The sequence below is a fragment of the Bacteroidales bacterium genome, from assembly GCA_012517825.1.
Lineage (GTDB): Bacteria > Bacteroidota > Bacteroidia > Bacteroidales > JAAYUG01 > JAAYUG01.
In genome coordinates, this window is record JAAYUG010000115.1 from 1 (window position 1) to 20,815 (window position 20,815).

At 46.0% G+C, this 20,815-nt stretch carries 16 protein-coding genes; 4 read left to right on the top strand and 12 right to left on the bottom strand.

Annotated elements, in window-relative coordinates; translation table 11 throughout:
• The 6 genes from GX419_07925 to GX419_07950 all read right to left on the bottom strand — a co-directional run.
• Positions 1-332: hypothetical protein (locus GX419_07925; GenBank protein NLI24614.1), on the bottom strand; the 332-nt coding region annotated here is incomplete at its 3' end.
• A gap of 16 nt (positions 333-348) precedes the next feature.
• Positions 349-1,248: a methionine synthase gene (locus GX419_07930; protein NLI24615.1), complete on the bottom strand. Its 900-nt coding sequence runs from the start codon at positions 1,246-1,248 to the stop codon at positions 349-351.
• A 58-nt stretch (positions 1,249-1,306) separates the two neighbouring features.
• Entirely contained in the window at positions 1,307-2,644 is a 1,338-nt protein-coding gene (locus GX419_07935) for a beta-lactamase family protein (protein NLI24616.1), read from the bottom strand.
• A gap of 114 nt (positions 2,645-2,758) precedes the next feature.
• On the bottom strand, positions 2,759-3,802 hold the full coding sequence (locus GX419_07940; protein NLI24617.1) for a hypothetical protein: 1,044 nt from the start codon (positions 3,800-3,802) through the stop codon (positions 2,759-2,761).
• Between the two features lie 333 nt (positions 3,803-4,135).
• Complete coding sequence (locus GX419_07945) at positions 4,136-4,681, bottom strand: HDIG domain-containing protein (protein ID NLI24618.1); 546 nt, start codon at positions 4,679-4,681, stop codon at positions 4,136-4,138.
• Positions 4,682-4,685: 4 nt separating this feature from the next.
• Positions 4,686-5,876 (bottom strand): isocitrate/isopropylmalate dehydrogenase family protein, encoded by a 1,191-nt coding sequence (locus GX419_07950; protein ID NLI24619.1) that lies wholly within the window; start codon positions 5,874-5,876, stop codon positions 4,686-4,688.
• A 166-nt stretch (positions 5,877-6,042) separates the two neighbouring features.
• Between GX419_07950 and GX419_07955 the strand changes: the two genes are divergently transcribed.
• On the top strand, positions 6,043-7,500 hold the full coding sequence (locus GX419_07955) for an aminoacyl-histidine dipeptidase (GenBank protein ID NLI24620.1): 1,458 nt from the start codon (positions 6,043-6,045) through the stop codon (positions 7,498-7,500).
• Positions 7,501-7,551: 51 nt separating this feature from the next.
• On the opposite strand, the gene GX419_07960 is transcribed toward GX419_07955, so the two are convergent.
• Entirely contained in the window at positions 7,552-7,713 is a 162-nt protein-coding gene (locus GX419_07960; GenBank protein ID NLI24621.1) for a rubredoxin, read from the bottom strand.
• Between the two features lie 351 nt (positions 7,714-8,064).
• Here GX419_07960 and GX419_07965 point away from each other — a divergent pair, with 351 nt between their 5' ends.
• Both GX419_07965 and GX419_07970 read left to right on the top strand, forming a co-directional pair.
• On the top strand, positions 8,065-8,829 hold the full coding sequence (locus tag GX419_07965) for a polyphosphate polymerase domain-containing protein (GenBank protein NLI24622.1): 765 nt from the start codon (positions 8,065-8,067) through the stop codon (positions 8,827-8,829).
• Positions 8,810-9,454: a DUF4956 domain-containing protein gene (locus GX419_07970; GenBank protein ID NLI24623.1), complete on the top strand. Its 645-nt coding sequence runs from the start codon at positions 8,810-8,812 to the stop codon at positions 9,452-9,454. Before GX419_07965 ends, GX419_07970 begins: the two co-directional genes overlap by 20 nt.
• A 6-nt stretch (positions 9,455-9,460) precedes the next feature.
• Here the strand turns inward: GX419_07970 and GX419_07975 are convergent, their stop codons facing one another.
• The 5 genes from GX419_07975 to GX419_07995 all read right to left on the bottom strand — a co-directional run bounded on the left by GX419_07975 (position 9,461) and on the right by GX419_07995 (position 17,286).
• A complete protein-coding gene (locus GX419_07975; GenBank protein ID NLI24624.1) occupies positions 9,461-11,014 on the bottom strand; it encodes a citrate lyase subunit alpha in 1,554 nt (517 codons plus the stop codon).
• 43 nt (positions 11,015-11,057) lie between these two features.
• Positions 11,058-12,278, bottom strand: a complete 1,221-nt coding sequence (locus tag GX419_07980; protein NLI24625.1) for an HpcH/HpaI aldolase/citrate lyase family protein — start codon at positions 12,276-12,278, stop codon at positions 11,058-11,060.
• Between the two features lie 191 nt (positions 12,279-12,469).
• Positions 12,470-13,333 (bottom strand): hypothetical protein, encoded by an 864-nt coding sequence (locus tag GX419_07985; protein ID NLI24626.1) that lies wholly within the window; start codon positions 13,331-13,333, stop codon positions 12,470-12,472.
• A 109-nt stretch (positions 13,334-13,442) separates the two neighbouring features.
• The gene (mce, locus tag GX419_07990) at positions 13,443-13,844 is read right to left on the bottom strand and encodes a methylmalonyl-CoA epimerase (protein NLI24627.1); all 402 of its coding nucleotides are present in this window, start codon (positions 13,842-13,844) and stop codon (positions 13,443-13,445) included.
• A 364-nt stretch (positions 13,845-14,208) separates the two neighbouring features.
• On the bottom strand, positions 14,209-17,286 hold the full coding sequence (locus GX419_07995; protein ID NLI24628.1) for a serine hydrolase: 3,078 nt from the start codon (positions 17,284-17,286) through the stop codon (positions 14,209-14,211).
• A gap of 198 nt (positions 17,287-17,484) precedes the next feature.
• On the opposite strand from GX419_07995, the gene GX419_08000 reads away from it, so the two are divergent.
• Positions 17,485-20,787 (top strand): protease, encoded by a 3,303-nt coding sequence (locus GX419_08000; GenBank protein ID NLI24629.1) that lies wholly within the window; start codon positions 17,485-17,487, stop codon positions 20,785-20,787.
• Positions 20,788-20,815: the final 28 nt, after the last annotated feature.

Here is a 20,815-nt window from a genome sequence, read left to right on the forward strand (position 1 = left end):
ATATCGACCAGAATTTTGGGCTGGATGCTTTCCGTTTCCCGCAAGACCGATTCAAAAAATTCAAAAAAACCTTTATTATCCGTACTTTTCAGTTTATAAATTTCGGTACGGGAGAGATCAATAACACCGGTTTTGCCCTCCGGGAAAAAGTCTTCAAAATCTTTCAGCAACAGCAATATGCGCCGGCCTGCATGGACAGGAAAGTTCTGGTTGAGCTGAGACCATCTGGCATCGCCGGAATGGGCGAAAATGAAAACATCAAAGTTCTGTTTATCAATTTCCTGTGGAGTTATCTGCCGTGCATTAATAATTTCCATTTCCTGAACTTTCATACATTCAACCAAGGGTTCATTTGCCTGAACCGATCAGTTTACTCTTTATTGTACGTATATGTTCAGGATTTGTTCCACAGCAACCTCCTATTATTGATGCACCTGCGTCAAGGAGTTGAAAAACTCTGGAAGCCATCATTTGGGGTGATTCAGGATAGATGGTATTCCCTTCAGAAATAAGAGGAAGTCCTGCATTTGCCTGAACGATCAATGGTATTTCGGGCCAGGTTTCAGAAAATTCCTTCAGAATGGGGATCATGCCTTCCGATCCGTTTCCGCAGTTTGTTCCTAAAATGTCTATACCGGAATCTCTGAGCATCAATGCAATATCGGAAGGGCGGTACCCCATCATGGTCCGGTACAATCCATCCTTGTTTTTCTCAAAGGTGAAGGTGCAGACAATTTCACAGCTTGTATTTTCGCGGGCGGCACGAACAGCCATTATGGCTTCATCGGGATCGGACATGGTTTCGACAACAATTGCATCGGCGCCACCCTCTTCAAGCGCCATGGACTGTTCTCTGAATGCCTCATAGAGTTCATCGGGTGTAACATCCCCCGTAAGGAGCATTTTCCCTGTGGGGCCGATAGATCCCATGACAATAACCCGGCTTCCGGCTGCCGTGCGGGAAATTCTGGCGGCCTCTCTGTTGATGTCGTATGCTTTTTCGGATAATCCGTAATGTGCCAGTTTTATGCGGGAACCTCCAAAACTATTGGTTTCAATAATATCGGCACCGGCTTCCACATAAGCCGATGCAACCTTTAATACCAGATCCGGGTGAGAAAGGTTCCATTCCTCAGGGCAATCTCCCGGCTGCAGACCGAGCTGCTGCAAAAAAGTACCCCAGGCTCCGTCGCATACCGGAATTTTTCCTGAATGAATAAGTTCCTGAATTTTTCGCCTGCGTTCCATAAGGACATTCTGCTGTCTGCAAAACTAACCAATCAGAACAAATAACAAAGCCGTTATTCTAATTGATTTTTTCAGGTACCTTAGGCGAAATGGAGGTAAAAGGAGGAGGATTCAGCAGATCAAATGGTGGCCATGACTGAACAGAATCAATGGCCATATTCATGTGCCTTACAATTTCGCTGTGAAGGGTATTTCTTCTGGGAGAACTTGTATTAAGAATGACAATCCATACAATATTATCATTGCGCCGCATAACATGAGCCAATGTTCCGGTCATGGTTCCGGTTCTCCACCAGTTGTCCTCTTTATCCTTACCCATCCACCCCAGCAGGTCATCTTCGAAATAACCTGCGCTTGTCATAGCGGCTATTGATTCAGAACTAAGGATATCAGGTTTTTCAGGAAATCCGTCAATGCGAAGCATCAGCATGGCCAGCTCGGGAGAAGAGGCTATCCACCCGCCGGCAGGCCCAAGCAAAGGAATATCAATGCCACCGTTGGCACGTTCTACTTGCTCTTCGCTGCCATCAACGGCAGGAGAAAGCCTTGGTCCATATTGCTCGTAGTATTTTACCTCATTGGGATATCTCTGTGCAAAGAAGCTCTTCCCTATATGCATGTCGTATATACCAAGTGGGTAAAGAATCTGCGTCTGAACAAACTGTTCATAGGGCATTTGTGTAACCTTCTCGATCACCTCTCCCAAAATGATATACCCCAGGTTGGAATACGCATAACGATGCCCCGGGGACGAGGCAAGTGGATAATGCAGGGCAAAAACAATCAGATCAGACGATTTCAGGGGAAGATCCTTATGAAGAATTTTGGCAACAGCTACAGGATTAAAGGCCGGATCGCCATAACGCGTGCTAAAACCGGCAACATGGCGCAGGAGATGGTCAACGGTTATTTTTTCGTACCGTTTGTCTCTGTAAATTCGATAGATACTGTCATTCAGAATCCCGGAACTTCCAAAAACATGGTCATCGAGCCGCACCTTTCCCTGCTCAACCAGTTTCATGATTGCAACAGCTGTAATGAGTTTTGAAACACTGGCAATGCGAAAAAGATGAGCGGGGGAAACCGGCACCTGTTTTTCGGCATCAGCAAAACCCAGTCCTTTTGCATAAACAAGACGGCCTTTTACGGCAACGGCAACCGAAGCCCCCCTGACATTGTATTTGTGCATAATTTGCTGCACCGCTTCATCAATATAATGACAAGCAGGAAAGGAGGAATAGTCATTTGTAATTTTCCAGCTCACCGGTATACCCGCTGAAGAGGCACCTCCGGGTTCATTTCCGTCGGCAATGGCACTGCTGGAAAGACGAAAGTCGCCTGAACCTGCCAGCAACAAAAGTATAAGCAATATCCAAAAGCGTGCTACCCTACCCACAATGCATCAATTTAATCAAAATCATACAAAATTACTGCTGTCTGACTGGCCGCAAAAATAATCGAATTGATGAACAGTATGCAAAAAAATATCAACAGGTTACCCCTCAAGGATTTAGTTCTTGTGAAAAATGTATTTCTTTCTGTACGGAGGGAAGTTAATGGTAAAATAGAATTCATCGAGACTGGCCGCCATTTTTCCTTTGGTTGTCTCACTCAGGTAAGGGTTTTTGGACAAGCTTGCATAAAAAAACCTTCTGTTTTTATTGAAAAACCTGATGGTTTGAATCACTTCTTTACGGGAGGAATAGGTTCCTTTAAAATCCCTGGTTGGTTGCAGAATCGTATCATTTGTGGCAGAAGGGATTCGGTAGGGTACACCGAGAATACCGGCAAAATCAAAATCAAACGGAACTGCGACCGGCCTTTTACTGTACCCGGGTTCAAATATTTCAATATTATGAAGTATGGAAGCGGCCCAATCGTTGTTCATTATCATATACTGAAAAAAACAAAGCTTTTTATATTCTTCCTGATCGAGTTCAGCAAGATGTATTTCATTGGCGTTTCTGAATTTCCCCTGCATTCTTTTTTCAAACGAACCTTTTGTTTCGAGAAGGATAGCATATCTTACAAAAGCGGGAAATGAGCCTCCGAGATTGGAAAAAGTACAGCGGATGAGCCGCACATTAAAGGCATATCTTGAAATTTTCTGATACCATTTATATAACAAGTATTCTCCTATCACATACTGTTCAAACTGAACATTTTCGGGCCTGCACTGGACCACCATCTTAATGCTCCTTATACCTTCAAAGATGGTATTTTTTACACTGTCCGGTTCAAAATACAGTCGAAGGGAAGGAAAAGAACAGTTTTCGGGACGCTTGCGAAATTTGCCTCTGACACTAATCGATGCGCTCACCATGTGCACATTTCCGCATGCATCCAGGTATCTCAGCCTGGCCGGACGCCGGACAGGGTCTCCGTTACGATCATTCAGCACCGAATCATAATTGGCAAAAATGATAATGTTCAGGACCGAATCGGAATCAAAAATCCGGGGCAATGAACACGCTGAGGATATAAGTTCCTGGCCGCTTGACCCAAAAGGCAGGAGGAGAAACGTCATTAACAGCCCAAAAAAAGACTTTATCATAGGTCAAATATACAAACCCATATACAATTCAAAAACGCTTTTTGTTCAAACAATCATCAGTAAGCGAAATACGTCGCTATTTTAATCCTATATTCGTCAATTGAAAAACTCAATTAACGAATCGACTAACAAAATCTAATCCGATTTTACACGTCGGGATTACCTCGATAAGTCAACAGAAACAAGTTGTTTAAATGTTTTTTTGTTTCTATTGACTAATCTCAGTTAATGTTACCGGCAGGAAAAATATTGACATCCTTTGGATATGAGCACCAACCGGTTGATGGAAAGGATATTCTGCTTTCTTTGGATTCTTCTGAACAATGCGATGGTCTATTTCAAACGGTCTTTGAAAGGAAGAAATGTCATGAAATCGCAATGATGAACGATAGTGGCCTCCACACTTCTTTTAACAAGGTCTCCTTCTCCGGCATGGGCGGCTATAATATGTGTCACTTCGGCAGGTACACCGCAGGCTTCAGCTAATCCCACACCTGAGAATGGATGTCGGAGATACTTGCCATAGGCGCCCTGAACAATTTTTCCGTCCTTTTTTTCATATTCGAGAAGTTTGCCTACATCGGCCAGAATAGCTCCTGCAATAAGGGTATCCATATTAACGGGCAAATCCTTGCCGAAGAAACGGATGATTTCTTCGCCTGCCTTTTTTGCCAGGTGTACCACTGCCCTTTTGTGCGTCATGAACGATACACTGCAATCAGGCACCAGAAGAGTAAAAGGAATGGTTTCCAGGTCGTCGGGGGAAAGGGAGCTTCTGGAAAAAGCGAGAGCCCATGTCTCGGCTATTTTCTGCCGAAGTTCCCGATCGGATATCCATTCCAGTTCAGGCCAGAGATTATATACCACGGTTAAATCCATATTTCTAAAGATTATTGATGATAGCATCAGTCATTTGCACGGTAGAAGCGGCTCCCTGTGCAATCACGTCAGGCGAGCCTTTCATCATCAGCATATCGTAGGTGCGAACCTTCCCCTCGGCAATTACTTTGCTGACAGCATTCCGGATACGGAATGAAAGGTCTCTTTCATCCAGATGGTCCAGCATCAGGCATGCTGCTTCGATCATTGCAATCGGATTGACAATGGGGATCTTGTAGTTGGCATATTTGGGTGCCGAACCATGGGTAGGTTCAAAGACAGCCACTTCTGTTCCAAGATTTGCGCTGGCGGCGAATCCTAATCCCCCGATTAATCCGGCAAAACCATCCGAAACAATATCTCCGAACATATTTCCGGCAACAATAACCCCATAATCTTCGGGGTTTTTGGTCAGCCACATCATTTGTGCATCGATATTGGTATCCCACAACGCAATTTCAGGATATTCAGTTTTCTGGATTTGTTTGGCAATCCGCAGCATAAGTCCGGAGGTTTCCCTGATAACATTTGGTTTTTCACACACAGTAACCGAAGGATAATTGTACTTTCTTGCATGTTCGAATGCAGCCCGGACAATTCTTTCGGTTGCACGCCGGGTAAAGATTCTTACGGAGAGGGAAATTTCGTTTTTAGGCACATTCCCGAAATTCTCCCTGAATTTGGGATGCGTGCAGAGTGCCTGATATACCTGGTCGGGAGGATCGGTCCATTCAACACCCGAATAAAGACATTCCGTATTCTGCCTGAAAATGACGGCATTAACATAGGGTTCATAGACAGAGCCATCGGGGCGACGCCTCACAAAATTCAGGGGATTTCCTTTGTATGACCTGCAGGGGCGGATGCAGATATCGAGGTTAAATTTTTGCCTCAATCCGACAATGGGGCTCGAATAAACAAAGCCTTTATCGCGCAGTTCGGGTTTCAGCTCCGCAGCAGCCTCATCTTTGGGTTTTGAAGTAATGGCACCGAACAAAGCAATTTTATGTTCCCTGATCAGCTGAATTGTTCTATCAGGCAGAGGATTCCCCTCATTACACCAAAATTCCCAGCCGATGTCACCTGTTATGTATTCAGCATCAAATCCTGCGGCATCAAGAACACGGACAGCCTGTTCCATCACAATCTTTCCGATGCCATCACCCGGTAACAGAACGATTTTTTGTTTTGCCATATGCATCCGTTATTAAATGGTTCAGGTTATTACTGTAAAAATATATGAAAGCGTATTTGAGCAACAAAATTGATGGTTGTTATACAGCATAGAAATTCAATTTTCTGCTGAAGGTCGGAAGAATAATTGCTATAATTGCACCTTTGTTAGGAAGGAGGGATGAAAAATGTCAGATTTTGGAGCGATTCAACCGGAAGGCATCTGGAAATGGTTTTCGATACTCTGTAAAATACCAAGACCTTCAGGCCATGAAGCTGATGTTATTGCCATGATCCGGAATTACGCTGAAAAGAATGGATTCCCGTCAAGGACTGATCAGGCAGGAAATCTGGTAGTTTATAAAAAGGCTTCCGAGGGGTATTCGGTTTTTCCAACGGTAATCCTGCAGGCCCATGTTGATATGGTATGCGAAAAAAACAAGGGTACCGACCATGACTTTTACAAAGACCCGATTGAAACCTACATTGACGATGGATGGGTAAAAGCCAGAGGAACTACGCTGGGTGCCGACAACGGAATCGGTGTATCGGCTATGCTGGCCATTTTGGAAGACAGACAACTCCAGCATGGTCCGCTGGAATTGCTGTTTACAATTGACGAAGAACGGGGACTCACGGGTGCCAGAAATCTGGATGATACCCTGCTTTCGGGAAAGATACTCATTAATCTTGATTCGGAAGATGAAGGTGAATTGTTTATAGGATGTGCCGGCGGAATTGACACGATTGCAGAATTTGCCCCCTCATTCGATTCTGTTCCCGATGGATACTGTTGCTATACCATTTTTATTTCCGGACTGACGGGCGGCCATTCAGGGGATGAGATTGACAAGGGCCATGCCAATTCCATCAAACTGCTTGCCCGTCTGTTATGTGAGCTGGAACAAAGCCTGAATGCACGGATCAGCTCTTTTTCGGGTGGCCACCAGCATAATGCTATACCAAGGGAAGCTATGGCAAAAGTTTGCTTACCATCCGGTAAGAAAGACAAATTTGTGGAGGAAATTATAAAATGGAAAGATATATTCTTAAAGGAATTTAAGGATACTGATCCCAACCTGAACCTTTCATGGCAGGAAGAAGAGAATTGTCAGGTTGCCTTCGCAAAAGAATTTCAGGAGAAGCTGATTCATGCACTGAACGCATGTCCTCATGGAGTTCAGCGGATGAGCCGGAGCATGCCCGGGCTGGTGGAAACTTCAACCAATCTGGCGTCGGTTAAAGAAATCCGAAACAAGATTGTGGTAGCGACCAGTCAGCGAAGCTCGGTTGATTCAGCCAAATATAATATTGCAGGCCAGGTCAGAAGTGTTTTTTACCTGGCAGGAGCCAGAACAGAGCATTCGACAGGATATCCCGGATGGGAACCCAAACCGGATTCTCCGCTCGTTCAGCACGTATCATCAACGTATCGGAGCCTGTTCGGGAAGGAGCCTGTTGTAAGAGCTATTCATGCCGGTTTGGAATGCGGCCTTTTTCTCGAAAAATATCCCGGGCTGGATATGATATCCTTTGGCCCCACAATAAAAGGTGTGCATTCTCCCGACGAACGGGTCAACATAAACAGCGTAAAAAATTTCTGGGATTTGCTCCTGGAGATTCTGAAAACATTGCCAGTAAGATAGATTGTTCCGCGTGTGAGGGCGGAATGCAATTTCTGACTGAAACATTACATTTCAATCCATAGGAACAAAATCGGCTTTGGATACGCCGCAAACCGGGCAATGCCATGTGTCGGGTATTTCTTCGAACGGGGTACCGGGAAAAATTCCGCTATCCGGGTCTCCTTCCTCCGGATCATAAACATAGCCGCACACAGTACAACGATATTTTGTCATGGACTCCAGGTTAAAATCACCCTAAAAATGCAAAAAAATCTGAAATCATCTATTTCGGACTTCAGGCCGGGATTCAGCTCTATGAACCAAAACCTGATTCAATTTCAAAATAATCAGACAGATTGCCGGAGAAAAAACTTATTAATCGATTTTTGGCAGTCTTTATGAAACACCCATGATTTGTAAACACAAACTCCAATTAACAATATTCAAATCATGGGTGTTCCCCCGCTTTGGCGGGGCAGGCTATCCGACCTTTGAAAATCAATTTTGTTCGGATGAAATGTTAAGAAAAGATTATGTTATTTTTACCAAAATGTTTTAGATGTTTTGATTGCAATGACCGCATTTTTGCCCGAAAGTGTCCTGGAAGATTACCAAACCGTATCGCTTGAAGAGGTAATGAGGGCCTCCCTGGCAGAAAGGATGGAACGAAAGTATATTTTCCCGGCAAGACTTTTGCCTGAAATACTGTTTCTGTTAAAAGAAGATTTTGACCTTATGGTAGCCGGAAATCAGGCCGTTCAGTTATATGAATCGGTCTATTTTGATACCCCTGCCCTTTCCACTTACCTGGCCCATCACAATGGTGCCGGAGACAGATACAAAATCCGGCTTCGCAAATACCATTCCACGTCGGCCTGTTTTCTGGAAATAAAGCACAGAATTGTTACCGGGAAGGTAATAAAAAAGCGGGTCGAAATTCCTGACCTTGCGGCAGACCTTGCCTCGTATTCTGAATTTCTTTGCCATAATTCACCATACCATCCCGAAGAGCTTGAAGAAAAAATAAGGTCATACTATTACCGTATCACACTGGTTAACAAGGTACTGGAAGAGAGAGCTACGTTTGATTACGGGCTTTTTTTCACTAATGGAACCGAAAAAAAAGATTTTTCTCCTCTTGTAATCGCAGAATTCAAGTTCTCAAAGGAACTGCGCCGGCCAAGCTGTCAGAACCTCCTGCGGGGGTTTCATATACGAAGTACAAGTATTTCCAAATACTGTACAGGCATTGCCAGTTTATACCCTGATGTCAGAAAAAATCGTTTCAAGCAGAAGCTCAGAAAGATTAACCGTATAATTTTAACCCATTATGAGAATCCTGTCAGTTGAAATTTTTGGAATAGAACTGGTTGATTTGCCAGCTCTGCTTGAGCTTACGCTCAGGCTTTTACTGAACCTTGTGACGGTTGTCATCGTTGTCAGGTACATTTATTTCCCGGTCACCAGACGAAAAGATTACTTTTTTTCCTATCTGATTACGGCTGTTCTTGTATTTCTGATCTGTTTTCTTCTGGCCAACGTGAAACTGCAGATTGGTTTTGCCCTCGGATTGTTCGCGATTTTTGGCATTATCCGATACCGTACTACCACGGTACCCATAAAAGAAATGACCTATTTGTTTCTGGTCATCGGGGTCAGTGTAATCAATGCCCTGGCCAACAAGAAAGTAAGCTATGCCGAACTGTTTCTGACCAATTTAACCATCATTTTGATTGCCTTAATAGGAGAAAGGTTCTGGCTCAGAAAGAAAGAGGCCTTCAAGAACATTCTTTATGAAAAGCCTGATCTGATAAGGCCGGAAAAACGGCAGGAACTCTATGCGGATATTAAAAACCGCACCGGATTACCGATCATACGCATCGAAACCGGGGATGTGGATTATTTGCGCGATAGCGTTGAACTCCGCGTATGGTATGAAGATACGGAAGGGCTTGAAATGGATAAAACCGATTAAGCGGTCTCAGGAACCCACCTGAAATACAGTATCAAGCACAGTACCGTCAACCCATTTGACCACGGCCACCGGCCTGTCAGTCAATACAGGTTTTTGAGGTTTACCGCAGATTTTTTCAGCCTCCTCCTTAAGTTGTTCAATTGATTTTACGGGTAATCCGGCTTTCAGAGCATCGCGTTTAAGATCTTCGCGCAGAGGATTGACAGCAATGCCGCGTTCGGTAACAATGGCATCGATCAGTTCACCCGGGCCGCAGAGAGTTGTAACTTCATCCACAATGACAGGAATCCGGTCGCGGAAAAGTGGGACGGGAAGGATAACATTTTTTGAGAACAGACAATTTTGCCAGCCCCCTATTCCATGCAACAGGTAACCGTCGGAATGGGTAACCACATTGCCATTGAACTGCAGATCAACCTCCGTTGCACCCAGAATTACCACGTCAACCAATCCGGCAAAATTTCCCTTGCTGTGGTAGTTGTAGCTGGTAAACGGGCTGGTCCAGACATGCCTGGGATTCTGGGCCATGGACTTAACCCCGTCGAGGTCGAACGTCTGGCCATCGAGAATATAATCGACAAGGCCTTCCTGAAGCATTTCCACAAGGTATTTATTGCTTCCTCCCCGGGCAAAACGTGCCTTAATACCTTTTTCCCTCATGATTTTCCGGAAATATTCGCTGACAGCAAGAGCTGTTCCTCCGGCTCCTGCCTGAAAAGAAAATCCGGGATGAATGATTCCGGTGGCTTCACAAAAACGGGCCGTCAGTTCGGCGATATAAAGCCTGTCGGGACTCCTTGTAACCTGCGTTGTTCCGGAAACAATCTTCTCAGGAATCCCGATTCTGTCGGTGACAACAACATAATCGACATAGTTTCCCTGTATTTGCCATGGGATGCAGGGAAACTCCACCAGGTTGTCGGTTACCACAATTACCTTATCAGCATATTGTGAATCAGCGAGGGCAAATCCCAGCAGGCCGCAGGCAGAAGGGCCGTACAATCCGTTGGCGTTACCGAATGAATCAGCGGCAGGAGCTCCGATGACAGCAATATCGATATGCACTGCCCCGTCCTGAATTGCCTGATATCGGCCGCCATGGGACCGAAGAACACCAATTCCCTTCATCTTCCCTTCGGAGGTGAAACGTCCCAGAGGGCCATTCATACTGCCTTCGATATGATGGATGGTACCATCTTCCAGATAGGGAATCAGCGAACCGTGACAGGGGAATGAGGCTGAAGGAAACCAGCGAAGGTTCTTAACTCCCAGCTCCTTTGCTGCAGTGAAGACGGCATGAGCTATCAGGTCTCCGTCGCGGAAATGGTGATGCGTAGAAATCGTCATCCCGTCCTTAATACCGCTTTTCAACAGGGCTGATTTCAGATCAGCAACCAGCTTGTTCCCGTCTTCAGGATAATCAATATTGGTCGGAACCGGCGGGGCATATTTTCTGCCTTTGGGCCGGTGTTTGCCAACACCCTTGTAAGGGATCGTTTCTTCGCCATTAACCAGGAGGGGAACCTTTCTTCCGGCGGCATTTGTTACAAAATCTGTCATGGAATTACTTTTTTGAACGGTTGGTAAAGTATGGCAGTTGGTATCATTCCTTTCCGGAATGGGTTTCCACGTTATTGTTGTCAATCAAATGGAATTTCCGGGCCAGGTCAATGGTGCGGAGTGCGCGGTGAACCACCGGAGCATCGATCATTTTGCTACCCAGTGCCACCACTCCCAGTCCGCGTTCACGCGCCTGGTTATAGGCTTCAACAATCCGCAGGGCTTTTTCAATTTCATCCTGCCCGGGCAGGTATCCGCTACGGATGGTTTCAATCTGCCGGGGATGTATGCACCCCATTCCATCGAACCCCAATGCTTTCGATTTGCTCACATTCTCAACCAGTCCTTCCCTGTCGTCAATATCGGAAAAAACGGAATCGATGGCCTGGATACCGGCCGCTTTGCAGGCATTGACCAGTCGCTGACGCGCCCATACCGATTCGCTCCCCTCTTTGGTACGGACAACGCCCAGATCGGCGGTATAATCCTCAAGGCCTATTGCCATGGCAACCACCATACCGGAGGCAGAGGCTATGGAAAACGCGTTTTCTATACCAAGAGCTGTTTCAATGATGGGCATGAGGAAGGGTAATCTGCCGTCGGGTATCAATCCGGAGGCTTTAATAAATTCTTCCGTTTCCCTTACCTGATCGGCTGATTCTGTTTTGGGCAGCAGGATCAGATGAACATTATGGGGCAATATGGCTGCCAGGTCTTCACGTCCTGCCGGGTATTGATTAATGCGCACCATCCGCTCCGCACCAAAAAAGTCGACCTGACACAAGGCGTTTCGCACAAGAATGCGGGCTTCAAATTTCTTTTCGGGGGCAACGGAATCTTCCAGATCGAGAATCAAACCGTCAGGCTGGTGTATGCCGGCATTTATCATCAGTTTAGGAGTATTCCCCGGCACATAGAGGCGCGTCATCCGCATCCGGTCACGCATGGGGGGCTCCATGGCACTTTGTATTTTCGGGAGGATAAATTCCTTAGCACTTCCGGTGGCCATACGAATGGATGCTTCCGTCCTCGCCGCAATGACAAACGGCAACGCACCGCTGTCCTCAACAAGAATATTCCCCGAACGGATATCATAAAATGAAAGGATTTCCATGATCTGACCACGGATGGAATTTCCGTACATGGAAACAACTTTGCTGTTGATAGTCACCGAAAGAGGTTCATCTGAAGGGGTATAGGTAACCCGGCAGTCGGAACGAACCTCCGGCCCGGCATTACCAGCAGAGAATGATTGTTTTTCCATACTGAAAAAGAATTCGAACAAATGTAATGATTGTTGCCCAATGTAAGGATGCTGAAGAGCAAACCATAAAATATTCCGGATTTTTGTTGATTTTACATTTTCAGTACCTAAACCGGGTTAAAACGAATCAGCCGGCGGAAAGCGCATTCCAACCGGCTGATTTTTAATTCAATATTGCAATAAGATTCTGCCTATTGCTGAACTTTCACGTCCAGTGTAATCGAGCCGCTTGCTCCGGTAGTAATGGAAGCAACCTTGATAAGACCTTTCTTGCCGGAAGCAGTTTTGAACGCAATTACTTTACCCTGAGCAAGAGAAGTAACCTTGGATGAGGACGGATTGGCCAGTGCATTGATGGTGGCGGCAGTGGCTGCATCAAATTCGGCGGCTGTTAATGTTGTCAGGTCAAAACGGGTCTGATTCTTTGTCGTCCAGCTCTGGCACCATGTAAAATTGTTGGTTCCACCGTTCAGACTGGCATCATCAGGTGCGGCGAGGGTAGCCAGGTTAACATCTCCGTAATAATAGGCAAAATCGGCCTTGGCCTGATTGGATGTTGCCTGGTTAAGAGTCATTACTGTACCATCAACCGATGCAAAGAAACTGCCGGTACTACTTTCCTGAGCTCCAAGCGTTTTGCCGGTCCAGGTCTGGATCGCCGGGGCAGCAGGAATTTTAATGGTAAAACTGGCTGAATTGGTAATGTCATCTTTGTCGGTAGCCGTAACCTTCAGCTTCATTTCCTGGGTGATTCCCGTGACTTCATGCTGGAACTGATAATTGTTCTTGTCGGAGAAACTTGTTACAGCCTGACCATCCTGGGTTTCATTATCACCCATCACCTTAAAGAATTTAACTTCCTTAAGGCCGGCATCCGACGTCACAGTCCCGGCAACCGTATAACTGGTCTGGCCGGCACTGAGAGTAACCTCGGTCTGGTTATTCAGAAATGTGATCACAGGCCCTGTTCCCGTTGTATCGTTAGAACAGGAAGTAAAAGCAAAAGCGGCCATGCCTGCAAAGGCGGCAAAAAGAACTAAACTGTTTTTTCTCATAGGTATAAAATTTAGTTTAACAATGTCAGTCACATGCATTATGTTAACATAAAACGTTTACGAAAGTTCAGACTGAAGGTTGCAAAAAGTATACCAGAATACTTTCCGGCTATTTGCTGCAGAATTCGATGAGAACGCCTCCGGCAGAGCGAGGGTGAAGGAAACCGATATTCAGGTTTTCGGCTCCCTTTCGGGCAACTTTATCGATAAGTTCCGTACCGGAGGAAGCGGCCTCGGCAAGTGCTTCGCTGGCATTTTCAACTGCCAGGGCAATATGATGGAGGCCGGGGCCTTTCCGCGCAATAAATTTTGCGATGGGGCCCTCCGGGTCAGTGGATTCAAGCAGTTCGATTTTTGTATCGCCCAGGCGAAAAAAAGCTGTTTTAACTTTCTGGTCAGGAACTTCTTCCATTGCATAACACTCCAGGCCCAGAACCTGTTCATAGAATTTTCTGGCGGTTTCAATGCTTTCCACAGCTATACCGATGTGTTCGATATGAGTAGGTTTCATTTTTCGGAATTTTGAAATGCAAAAGTAGTGAAAAATAGCAGATCGTAATCTAAGACAGCCCTAGGATTAATGGTTAAACCCACATTGCGCAATTTAACCCACATTGCGCAATAAAAACTGCGCAATGTGCCCTAGGGGCCGCTTCCACTGCGTTCCAGCGGGGTTAACCCGGATGCCATCCCATAAGGCTAACCCACTGAGCATTAGCTCGCTTTGACTCCTAATGCTCAATCCGGGTTGAAAACTGCGCAATGTGCCACAAGGGCCGCCTTCACTGCGTTTCGGCGGGGTTAACCCGGATGCCTGAGCGAAAAGTCAACCCACTGAGCATTAGCTCGTTTAAACTCCTAATGCTCCATCCGGGTTAAAAGGAAGGAGGCGAAGCGTTCTTCAGAGCTCTGTAAAATTCAGAATGAATACGGGTCCGGTATCCCATGTCAATGAGTTTTCCATTGTCCATCGACGGATAAACACGGTTAGAAAGGAAAATATAGAGCATTCCGTTATCAGGTTCAACCCAGGTGTAAGTTCCGGTAAAACCGCTATGGCCAAAACTGCGGGGAGATGCTTCCGGGCAGGCCGGGCCACCATTTCCGTTCGGACGGATCAGTGGCTTGTCAAATCCCAGCCCCCGCCGGTTACCTGTTTTACAGAACACGCAGGAAGTGAACAAATCAACGGTTGTTGAATCCATGTAACGGATGCCGCCATAGGTTCCTCTGTTCAGGTACATCTGCATCAGCTTGGCCAGGTCATTGGAATTTCCAAAAAGACCGGCATGCCCGGCCACTCCTCCCAGCATGGCCGATGCCATATCATGAACATATCCGTGAACAAGCTGCCTTCGCCAGAATATGTCATTTTCGGTAGGAACTATCTGATCAGGTGGAAATTTTGTCAGAGGGTTGAATAATAATTTTGATGCTCCCAATGACCGGTAGAAATTCTCACGGACAATATTCTGTAATGGCTTTCCTGTAACCGATTCAACCATCCTGCCAAGAAGGATGAAACCGAGGTCACTGTAAACATAGGTTTTCTTTTTGCTTACGGGAGATTCATAGATGCGCCTGAAAATCGTATCTCTCCAGGAATTGTTGAGCCACAGATGGTCCGCAACCCTGATACCGTAGACACCGGAAGAATCGTGCCGGTAAATGCCTGGTTTATAACCAACATGCGAAAAGAGATAAACGTTTTTCTCAATCCGGAAAGGATAGTCTTCCGACCATGTTTTAGAAAACAGGGGTTTATGGGGTATCAAAGGCTGTAATGTAAAAGTATAGAAAGGAATCCATGCTTCCAGCCCTGCCTGGTGGGCGAGGATATCTTCAAGAACAAGCTTTTCCTTGTTGGTTCCCCTGACATCGGGAAGATAGTTTCCAAGGTACCTCTTAAGGCTGATGATGTTTCGGTCGGCAAGTTGCATTACAACCGGCAGGGTGGCAGAGATTTTTGTTACCGATGCCAGATCATACAAATCCTCATTGCTGACCTGCTTCACAGAATCATAAGTCTGAAAGCCGAAGGATTTCCGGTAGAAAACTTTCCCTTTTACGGCACAAAATATCTGACATCCGGGGGCTGCCTGCTGACGGATCATATCGTTTGCAAGGCTGTCGATACGTGCGAGGCTGTCGCGGGAAATCCCGATCTCTTCAGGGATTATATAGGAAAACCTTACCGGTTCGGGAGTATCAAGTCCGCAACCATACCTGAAAGAATCATTGATTGTAACAGGCAGCCGGCCGTTTATCCTTACCCCTCCAAAAATTGCCTGGGCCGACAGGTCCTGAATAAGAGGATCATCGTCGAATGCAAGCAGAACCGATTTTGCCCTGTCGATATTCCGGAACAACCTCAGGGCGTATGGATTTGCCGTAAACGAAACGAGACAGGGCTTCCGGATGAACAATGAATCGGCAAAACGGATCAGGAAACTGCTGAACCCAAAGTTGCGGGCCGGCCGGATATCGGTATTTGAAAAAGAAAGAACAACAAGGTTGCAGGGATTTAACTTCGCAAACAAAGAATCCATGCCGTGAACAGAATCATCTGGAGCAACCGAAATAAAATCGACCGGAGCATACAAGGCAAGTGTTTTCTGGAAGATTGATGTATCCTTTGCCCCAATATTAACGGCAGCTATCCGCAATGTATCCAGCACTCTGATAGGGAGAAGGGAATCTGCGTTTTTCAGCAGCACCATACCTTCGCGGATGAGTCGGCGGCAGAGGACTTCATAGAGTGGTTTGTTCAGGTCAGCAGTTAGATGCAATGTATCAACGGGGCGGAAGGTCTGCAGTCCAGCCCAGGCTTTTGCCATCAGAACGCGACGGCAGTGCTCGTTGATCTCCTTCTCTGTAATGAGGCTATCGGCTACAGCTTTCATTATGGCATTCAAAGCAACCTGCACATCCGAAGGCATTAGAAGGATATCGTTCCCTGCCATCAGAGCTTTCACTTCCAGTTCGCCCGGAGCATATTTATCTGCCACCCCTTTCATATTAAGGGCATCGGTAAAAACAAGGCCTTTGAATCCCAGTTCTTCCCGCAGAAGGTTGCCTGTTATCAAGGGAGATACACTGGCAGGTTTGCCTTTTGCTGTATCAAGGGCAGGCACGGAAAGATGGGCCGTCATGATACCTGATATTCCCGCCTGAATAAGATACCTGAAAGGGAACAGTTCTATACTATCGAGTCGCTGACGAGAACAGGAAATCACGGGAAGAGTCAGATGCGAATCAAGGAAGGTATCGCCGTGGCCCGGGAAGTGTTTTCCCACGGCCAGAATGCCTTCGGTCTGCATACCATAGGCATAGGCAATGCCTTTCATTGTTACCTTAAACGGATCTTCTCCGAAAGAGCGTATGCTGATAACAGAATTATCGGGATTGACATTGACATCAACCACAGGAGAAAAACTGATATGCACACCCAGGCGCCTGAGCTGGGAAGCAATCTGACGACCCATTTCATAAACCAAATGATCGTTTTCGACGGCACCCAGCATCAATTGGTAAGGGTATCGGACTGTGCCATCGAGGCGCATGGCCAGACCCCATTCGGCATCCATGGCAATAAGAAGAGGCACTGAAGCTGCTGCCTGGAACCTGTTAGTAAAAATTGCCTGTTTTTCAGGATTTCCCTGGAAAAATACTATGCCGCCCGGTTTGAATTTTCTGATAAGCTGTTCCACTCTGTCAGCCTCCGTTGAATCCCTGGCAGGATAAGCCGCAATCATGAACAACTGGGCAATTTTTTCCTCCAGCGACATGCGCAACATAAGGGAATCAACCCACGCCGATTTCGTTTCAAGAAAAGGAGGATCGTGCCGCTGGTACGGCATAAGAATATCGGAATTCCCGGTTCTGCCAAATGTTTTGAGGAAGAACAGAAACAAAATGAATACACTAACCAGAGAGCGCGCTGACGAATTCATACTTCTTTGCTCATTCCACAAATATAACAGAATGATTGAAAAATGGTTGATTGCAGAAAGAAGAACCTGCATTTTCTCCGCCAAACAACCTGCTTCCTGAACAAAGAAGTTTAAAATCCGTTAATAAGGACTTTCATCATATGCAGAAATGAAATTTCAATGTACTTTTAAAGCCAATAATTTCTAAACTTTGTTTTTATGAAACGTTTCTTGTTGTTTTTACTCCTGCTTCCGGGAGTTTTTATTTTTTCACTGCAGGCCCAGGATGAAGCAAGGTTACTTCGTTTTCCGGCCATTCATGGTGATCAGGTTGTTTTTTCAGCCGGAGGTGACCTCTATACGGTAGCCCGCACGGGTGGAATAGCCCGCAAGCTGACCAGCTACGTCGGGTATGAAATGTTTCCCCGCTTTTCCCCTGACGGAAAAACGATAGCTTTTACCGGTCAATACGACGGGAATACGGAAGTATTCGTCATACCATCCGTGGGAGGCATTCCGAAACGTCTCACCTTCACAGCAACGCTGGACCGCGATGATGTTTCCGACCGTATGGGCCCGAACAATATTGTTTTCGGGTGGACACCAGACGGAAAATATATAACCTACCGCTCCCGGAAACAATCCTTCAATTCTTTCCGAGGAGCTTTGTTCAATGTACCTGTCAACGGGGGATTATCGGAAGAATTGCCCCTGGTTAACGGCGGATTCTGCTCATGGTCTCCGGATGGCAAAAAACTTGCCCTGAACCGCGTATTCAGGGAATTTCGCACCTGGAAATATTACCAGGGAGGTATGGCCGATGATATCTGGATTTATGATACCGAAACCCACCAGATAGAAAATATCACCAACAATCCGCATCAGGACATCATTCCCATGTGGGCCGGACGGGAAATATTCTTCCTATCCGACAGGGACCGGACGATGAACCTTTTTGTATATAATCTTGACACAAAACAAACAACGAAAGTCACCAACTTTACCGACTATGATATTAAGTTTCCGAGCTTAGGAGGCAATTACATCGTATTTGAAAAGGGAGGCTATCTTTACACATTTGACATTAAAACCCGGAATACGGAAAAAATTCCGGTGATAATCGCCGATGATGACCTGTTTGCGAGAAATGAAATCAAAGACGCATCGCAGAGCATCCGTACAGCGGACCTCTCACCGGACGGTGAAAGGGTTCTTTTCGGAGCACGGGGAGAAGTATTCTCCGTACCTGCTAAAAAAGGAATTACCCGCAACCTTACGCAAACCCCCGGAGTGCATGAACGAAATCCAAACTGGTCGCCTGACGGGAAATATATTGCATGGATATCGGATGAAAGCGGAGAATTTGAGATTTACATCCGAAGGTCAGATGGTACGGAAAAACCGGTACAGCTCACCAAAGGCGCAGATACCTATTATTTTAACATTTCCTGGTCGCCCGACAGCAAAAAGATACTGTTCAACGACCGCAAACTCCGGCTTCGTTATGTGAATATTGATTCCCGTGAGGTAGTGCCTGTGCGGCAGGCTGTATACGGAACCATCTATCAGTTTGCCTGGTCGCCTGACAGCCGTTATATTACCTATACCGAGCAAACAGAAAATGACAACACGGTTATCCGGATATTCGATACGCAAACCAGCAAAACCTATGATGTTACTGATAACTGGTTCAGTTCTTCCTCGCCTGAATTTTCGAACGACGGAAAATATCTTGTGTTTACCTCAGCCCGCGACTTCAATCCAATCTATAGCCAGACCGAATGGAATCATGCCTATACCGACATGACCAGAGTGTATCTTGTGCTGCTATCGCGTGATACGCCCAATCCATTTGCCCCGAAGAATGACGAAGTAAAAATTCAGGAAACTCAGCCCTCAGCAGTTGCCAAAGAACCTGAAAAAGGGAAAGACAAAGGAAAAGGCAAAACCGAAGAAACCAGGGCTGGCGAAACAAAACCAGCTGTAACAGTCAAGATTGACTTTGACGGCATCGAAAAGCGCATCCTTTCCTTGCCGGTTGATCCCAGCAACTATGGCAATGTATCCTGTGTCGACGGAATTGTATATTATAATGAATATGGGGAAGGAAGAAGGCAGGACGGAATGAAACTGAAGATGTACGACCTGAAGGAGCAAAAAGAAACCGAACTTGGCAATTACCGTTACACAATTTCTTCTAACAATAAGAAAATGCTTGTAGCCCAGGGTAACAAATATGCAGTTATCGACCTTCCCAAAGGACCTATTACGTTAAAAGAAACCGTTGATTTGTCCAACATGAAGGTAATGACCGACTATGCCCGGGAATGGAAGCAGATCTTTGACGAAAGCTGGCGGCAGATGCGGGATTTCTTTTACGTAGAAAATATGCACGGGGTTGACTGGCCAAAAATGCATGATAAATATGCGGTTCTGGTTCCTTATGTGCGCCACAGGGCTGACCTTACTTACATCATCGGGGAAATGATCGGTGAACTGACAGTAGGACATTCCTATGTCAACAGCGGGGAAATGCCTAAACCTCCCCGCATTAAGACGGGTCTGCTGGGAGCAAAAATCAGCAAGGATGCTTCCGGTTATTTCCGGGTTGACCATATTCTGGAGGGAGCTAACTGGAGCAAAGAACTGCGCTCACCGCTTACAGAACCGGGAAATGAAGTAAAGGAAAATGAATTTATTCTTGCCGTTGATGGAAATGACGTCAGGAATGCAAATGACCTGTACTCCTTCCTTGTCGGCAAATCAGGCACAGTTGTTGAACTAACGGTGAACAGCAAACCTTCTGCCGAAGGAAGCAGAAAAGTTCTTGTGACACCCATCGATGATGAAGCCTCATTGTACTATTACAACTGGGTTCAGAGGAATATCAGGCTGGTGAATGAAAAAACCAACGGACAGGTGGGATATCTGCACATTCCCGATATGGGAGTTGAAGGACTGAATGAATTTGCCAAATATTTTTATCCCCAGCTTGCCAAAAAGGGTCTGATTATTGATGACCGCGGAAACGGCGGAGGAAATGTATCCCCCATGATCATAGACCGTCTGAGCCGGCAGGTTACCCGCTCGAATATGACACGCAATGTCACCGTACCTCGCTATACACCGGGAGAAGCCTTTCTGGGCCCCAAAGTCCTTCTGATCGATAATTATTCCGCTTCTGACGGCGATTTGTTCCCATATGCCTTCAGGAAACATAACCTGGGTACAATCATCGGTAAACGCACCTGGGGCGGCGTGGTCGGGATTACCGGACCTCTTCCGTTTATCGACGGAGCCGACCTGCGTATTCCGCAATTTGCCTCCTATTCAGCCGAAAAAAGCGAATGGATTATTGAAGGACATGGAGTTGATCCCGATATTGAAGTGGACAATGATCCCTATAAAGAATACATGGGCGAAGACGCCCAGTTGAACAAAGCCATCGAGGTAATTCTTGAACAGATAAAGAACTATAAGGGAATTCCCCCCATACCTCCGGCACCTGACAAAAGCAAATAGAGAATAGCGTTTGCAGAACTTAGGAAGG

Excerpts from the sequence above, each read along its gene's own strand:
- GX419_07930 (NLI24615.1), bottom strand. The coding sequence starts at position 1,248 with ATGGAACGCAGGCGAAAAATTCAGGAACTTATTCATTCAGGAAAAATT.
- GX419_07940 (NLI24617.1), bottom strand. The coding sequence starts at position 3,802 with ATGATAAAGTCTTTTTTTGGGCTGTTAATGACGTTTCTCCTCCTGCCT.
- GX419_07945 (NLI24618.1), bottom strand. The coding sequence starts at position 4,681 with ATGGATTTAACCGTGGTATATAATCTCTGGCCTGAACTGGAATGGATA.
- GX419_07950 (NLI24619.1), bottom strand. The coding sequence starts at position 5,876 with ATGGCAAAACAAAAAATCGTTCTGTTACCGGGTGATGGCATCGGAAAG.
- GX419_07955 (NLI24620.1), top strand. The coding sequence starts at position 6,043 with ATGTCAGATTTTGGAGCGATTCAACCGGAAGGCATCTGGAAATGGTTT.
- GX419_07960 (NLI24621.1), bottom strand. The coding sequence starts at position 7,713 with ATGACAAAATATCGTTGTACTGTGTGCGGCTATGTTTATGATCCGGAG.
- GX419_07970 (NLI24623.1), top strand. The coding sequence starts at position 8,810 with ATGAGAATCCTGTCAGTTGAAATTTTTGGAATAGAACTGGTTGATTTG.
- GX419_07975 (NLI24624.1), bottom strand. The coding sequence starts at position 11,014 with ATGACAGATTTTGTAACAAATGCCGCCGGAAGAAAGGTTCCCCTCCTG.
- GX419_07980 (NLI24625.1), bottom strand. The coding sequence starts at position 12,278 with ATGGAAAAACAATCATTCTCTGCTGGTAATGCCGGGCCGGAGGTTCGT.
- GX419_07985 (NLI24626.1), bottom strand. The coding sequence starts at position 13,333 with ATGAGAAAAAACAGTTTAGTTCTTTTTGCCGCCTTTGCAGGCATGGCC.
- mce (NLI24627.1), bottom strand. The coding sequence starts at position 13,844 with ATGAAACCTACTCATATCGAACACATCGGTATAGCTGTGGAAAGCATT.
- GX419_07995 (NLI24628.1), bottom strand. The coding sequence starts at position 17,286 with ATGAATTCGTCAGCGCGCTCTCTGGTTAGTGTATTCATTTTGTTTCTG.
- GX419_08000 (NLI24629.1), top strand. The coding sequence starts at position 17,485 with ATGAAACGTTTCTTGTTGTTTTTACTCCTGCTTCCGGGAGTTTTTATT.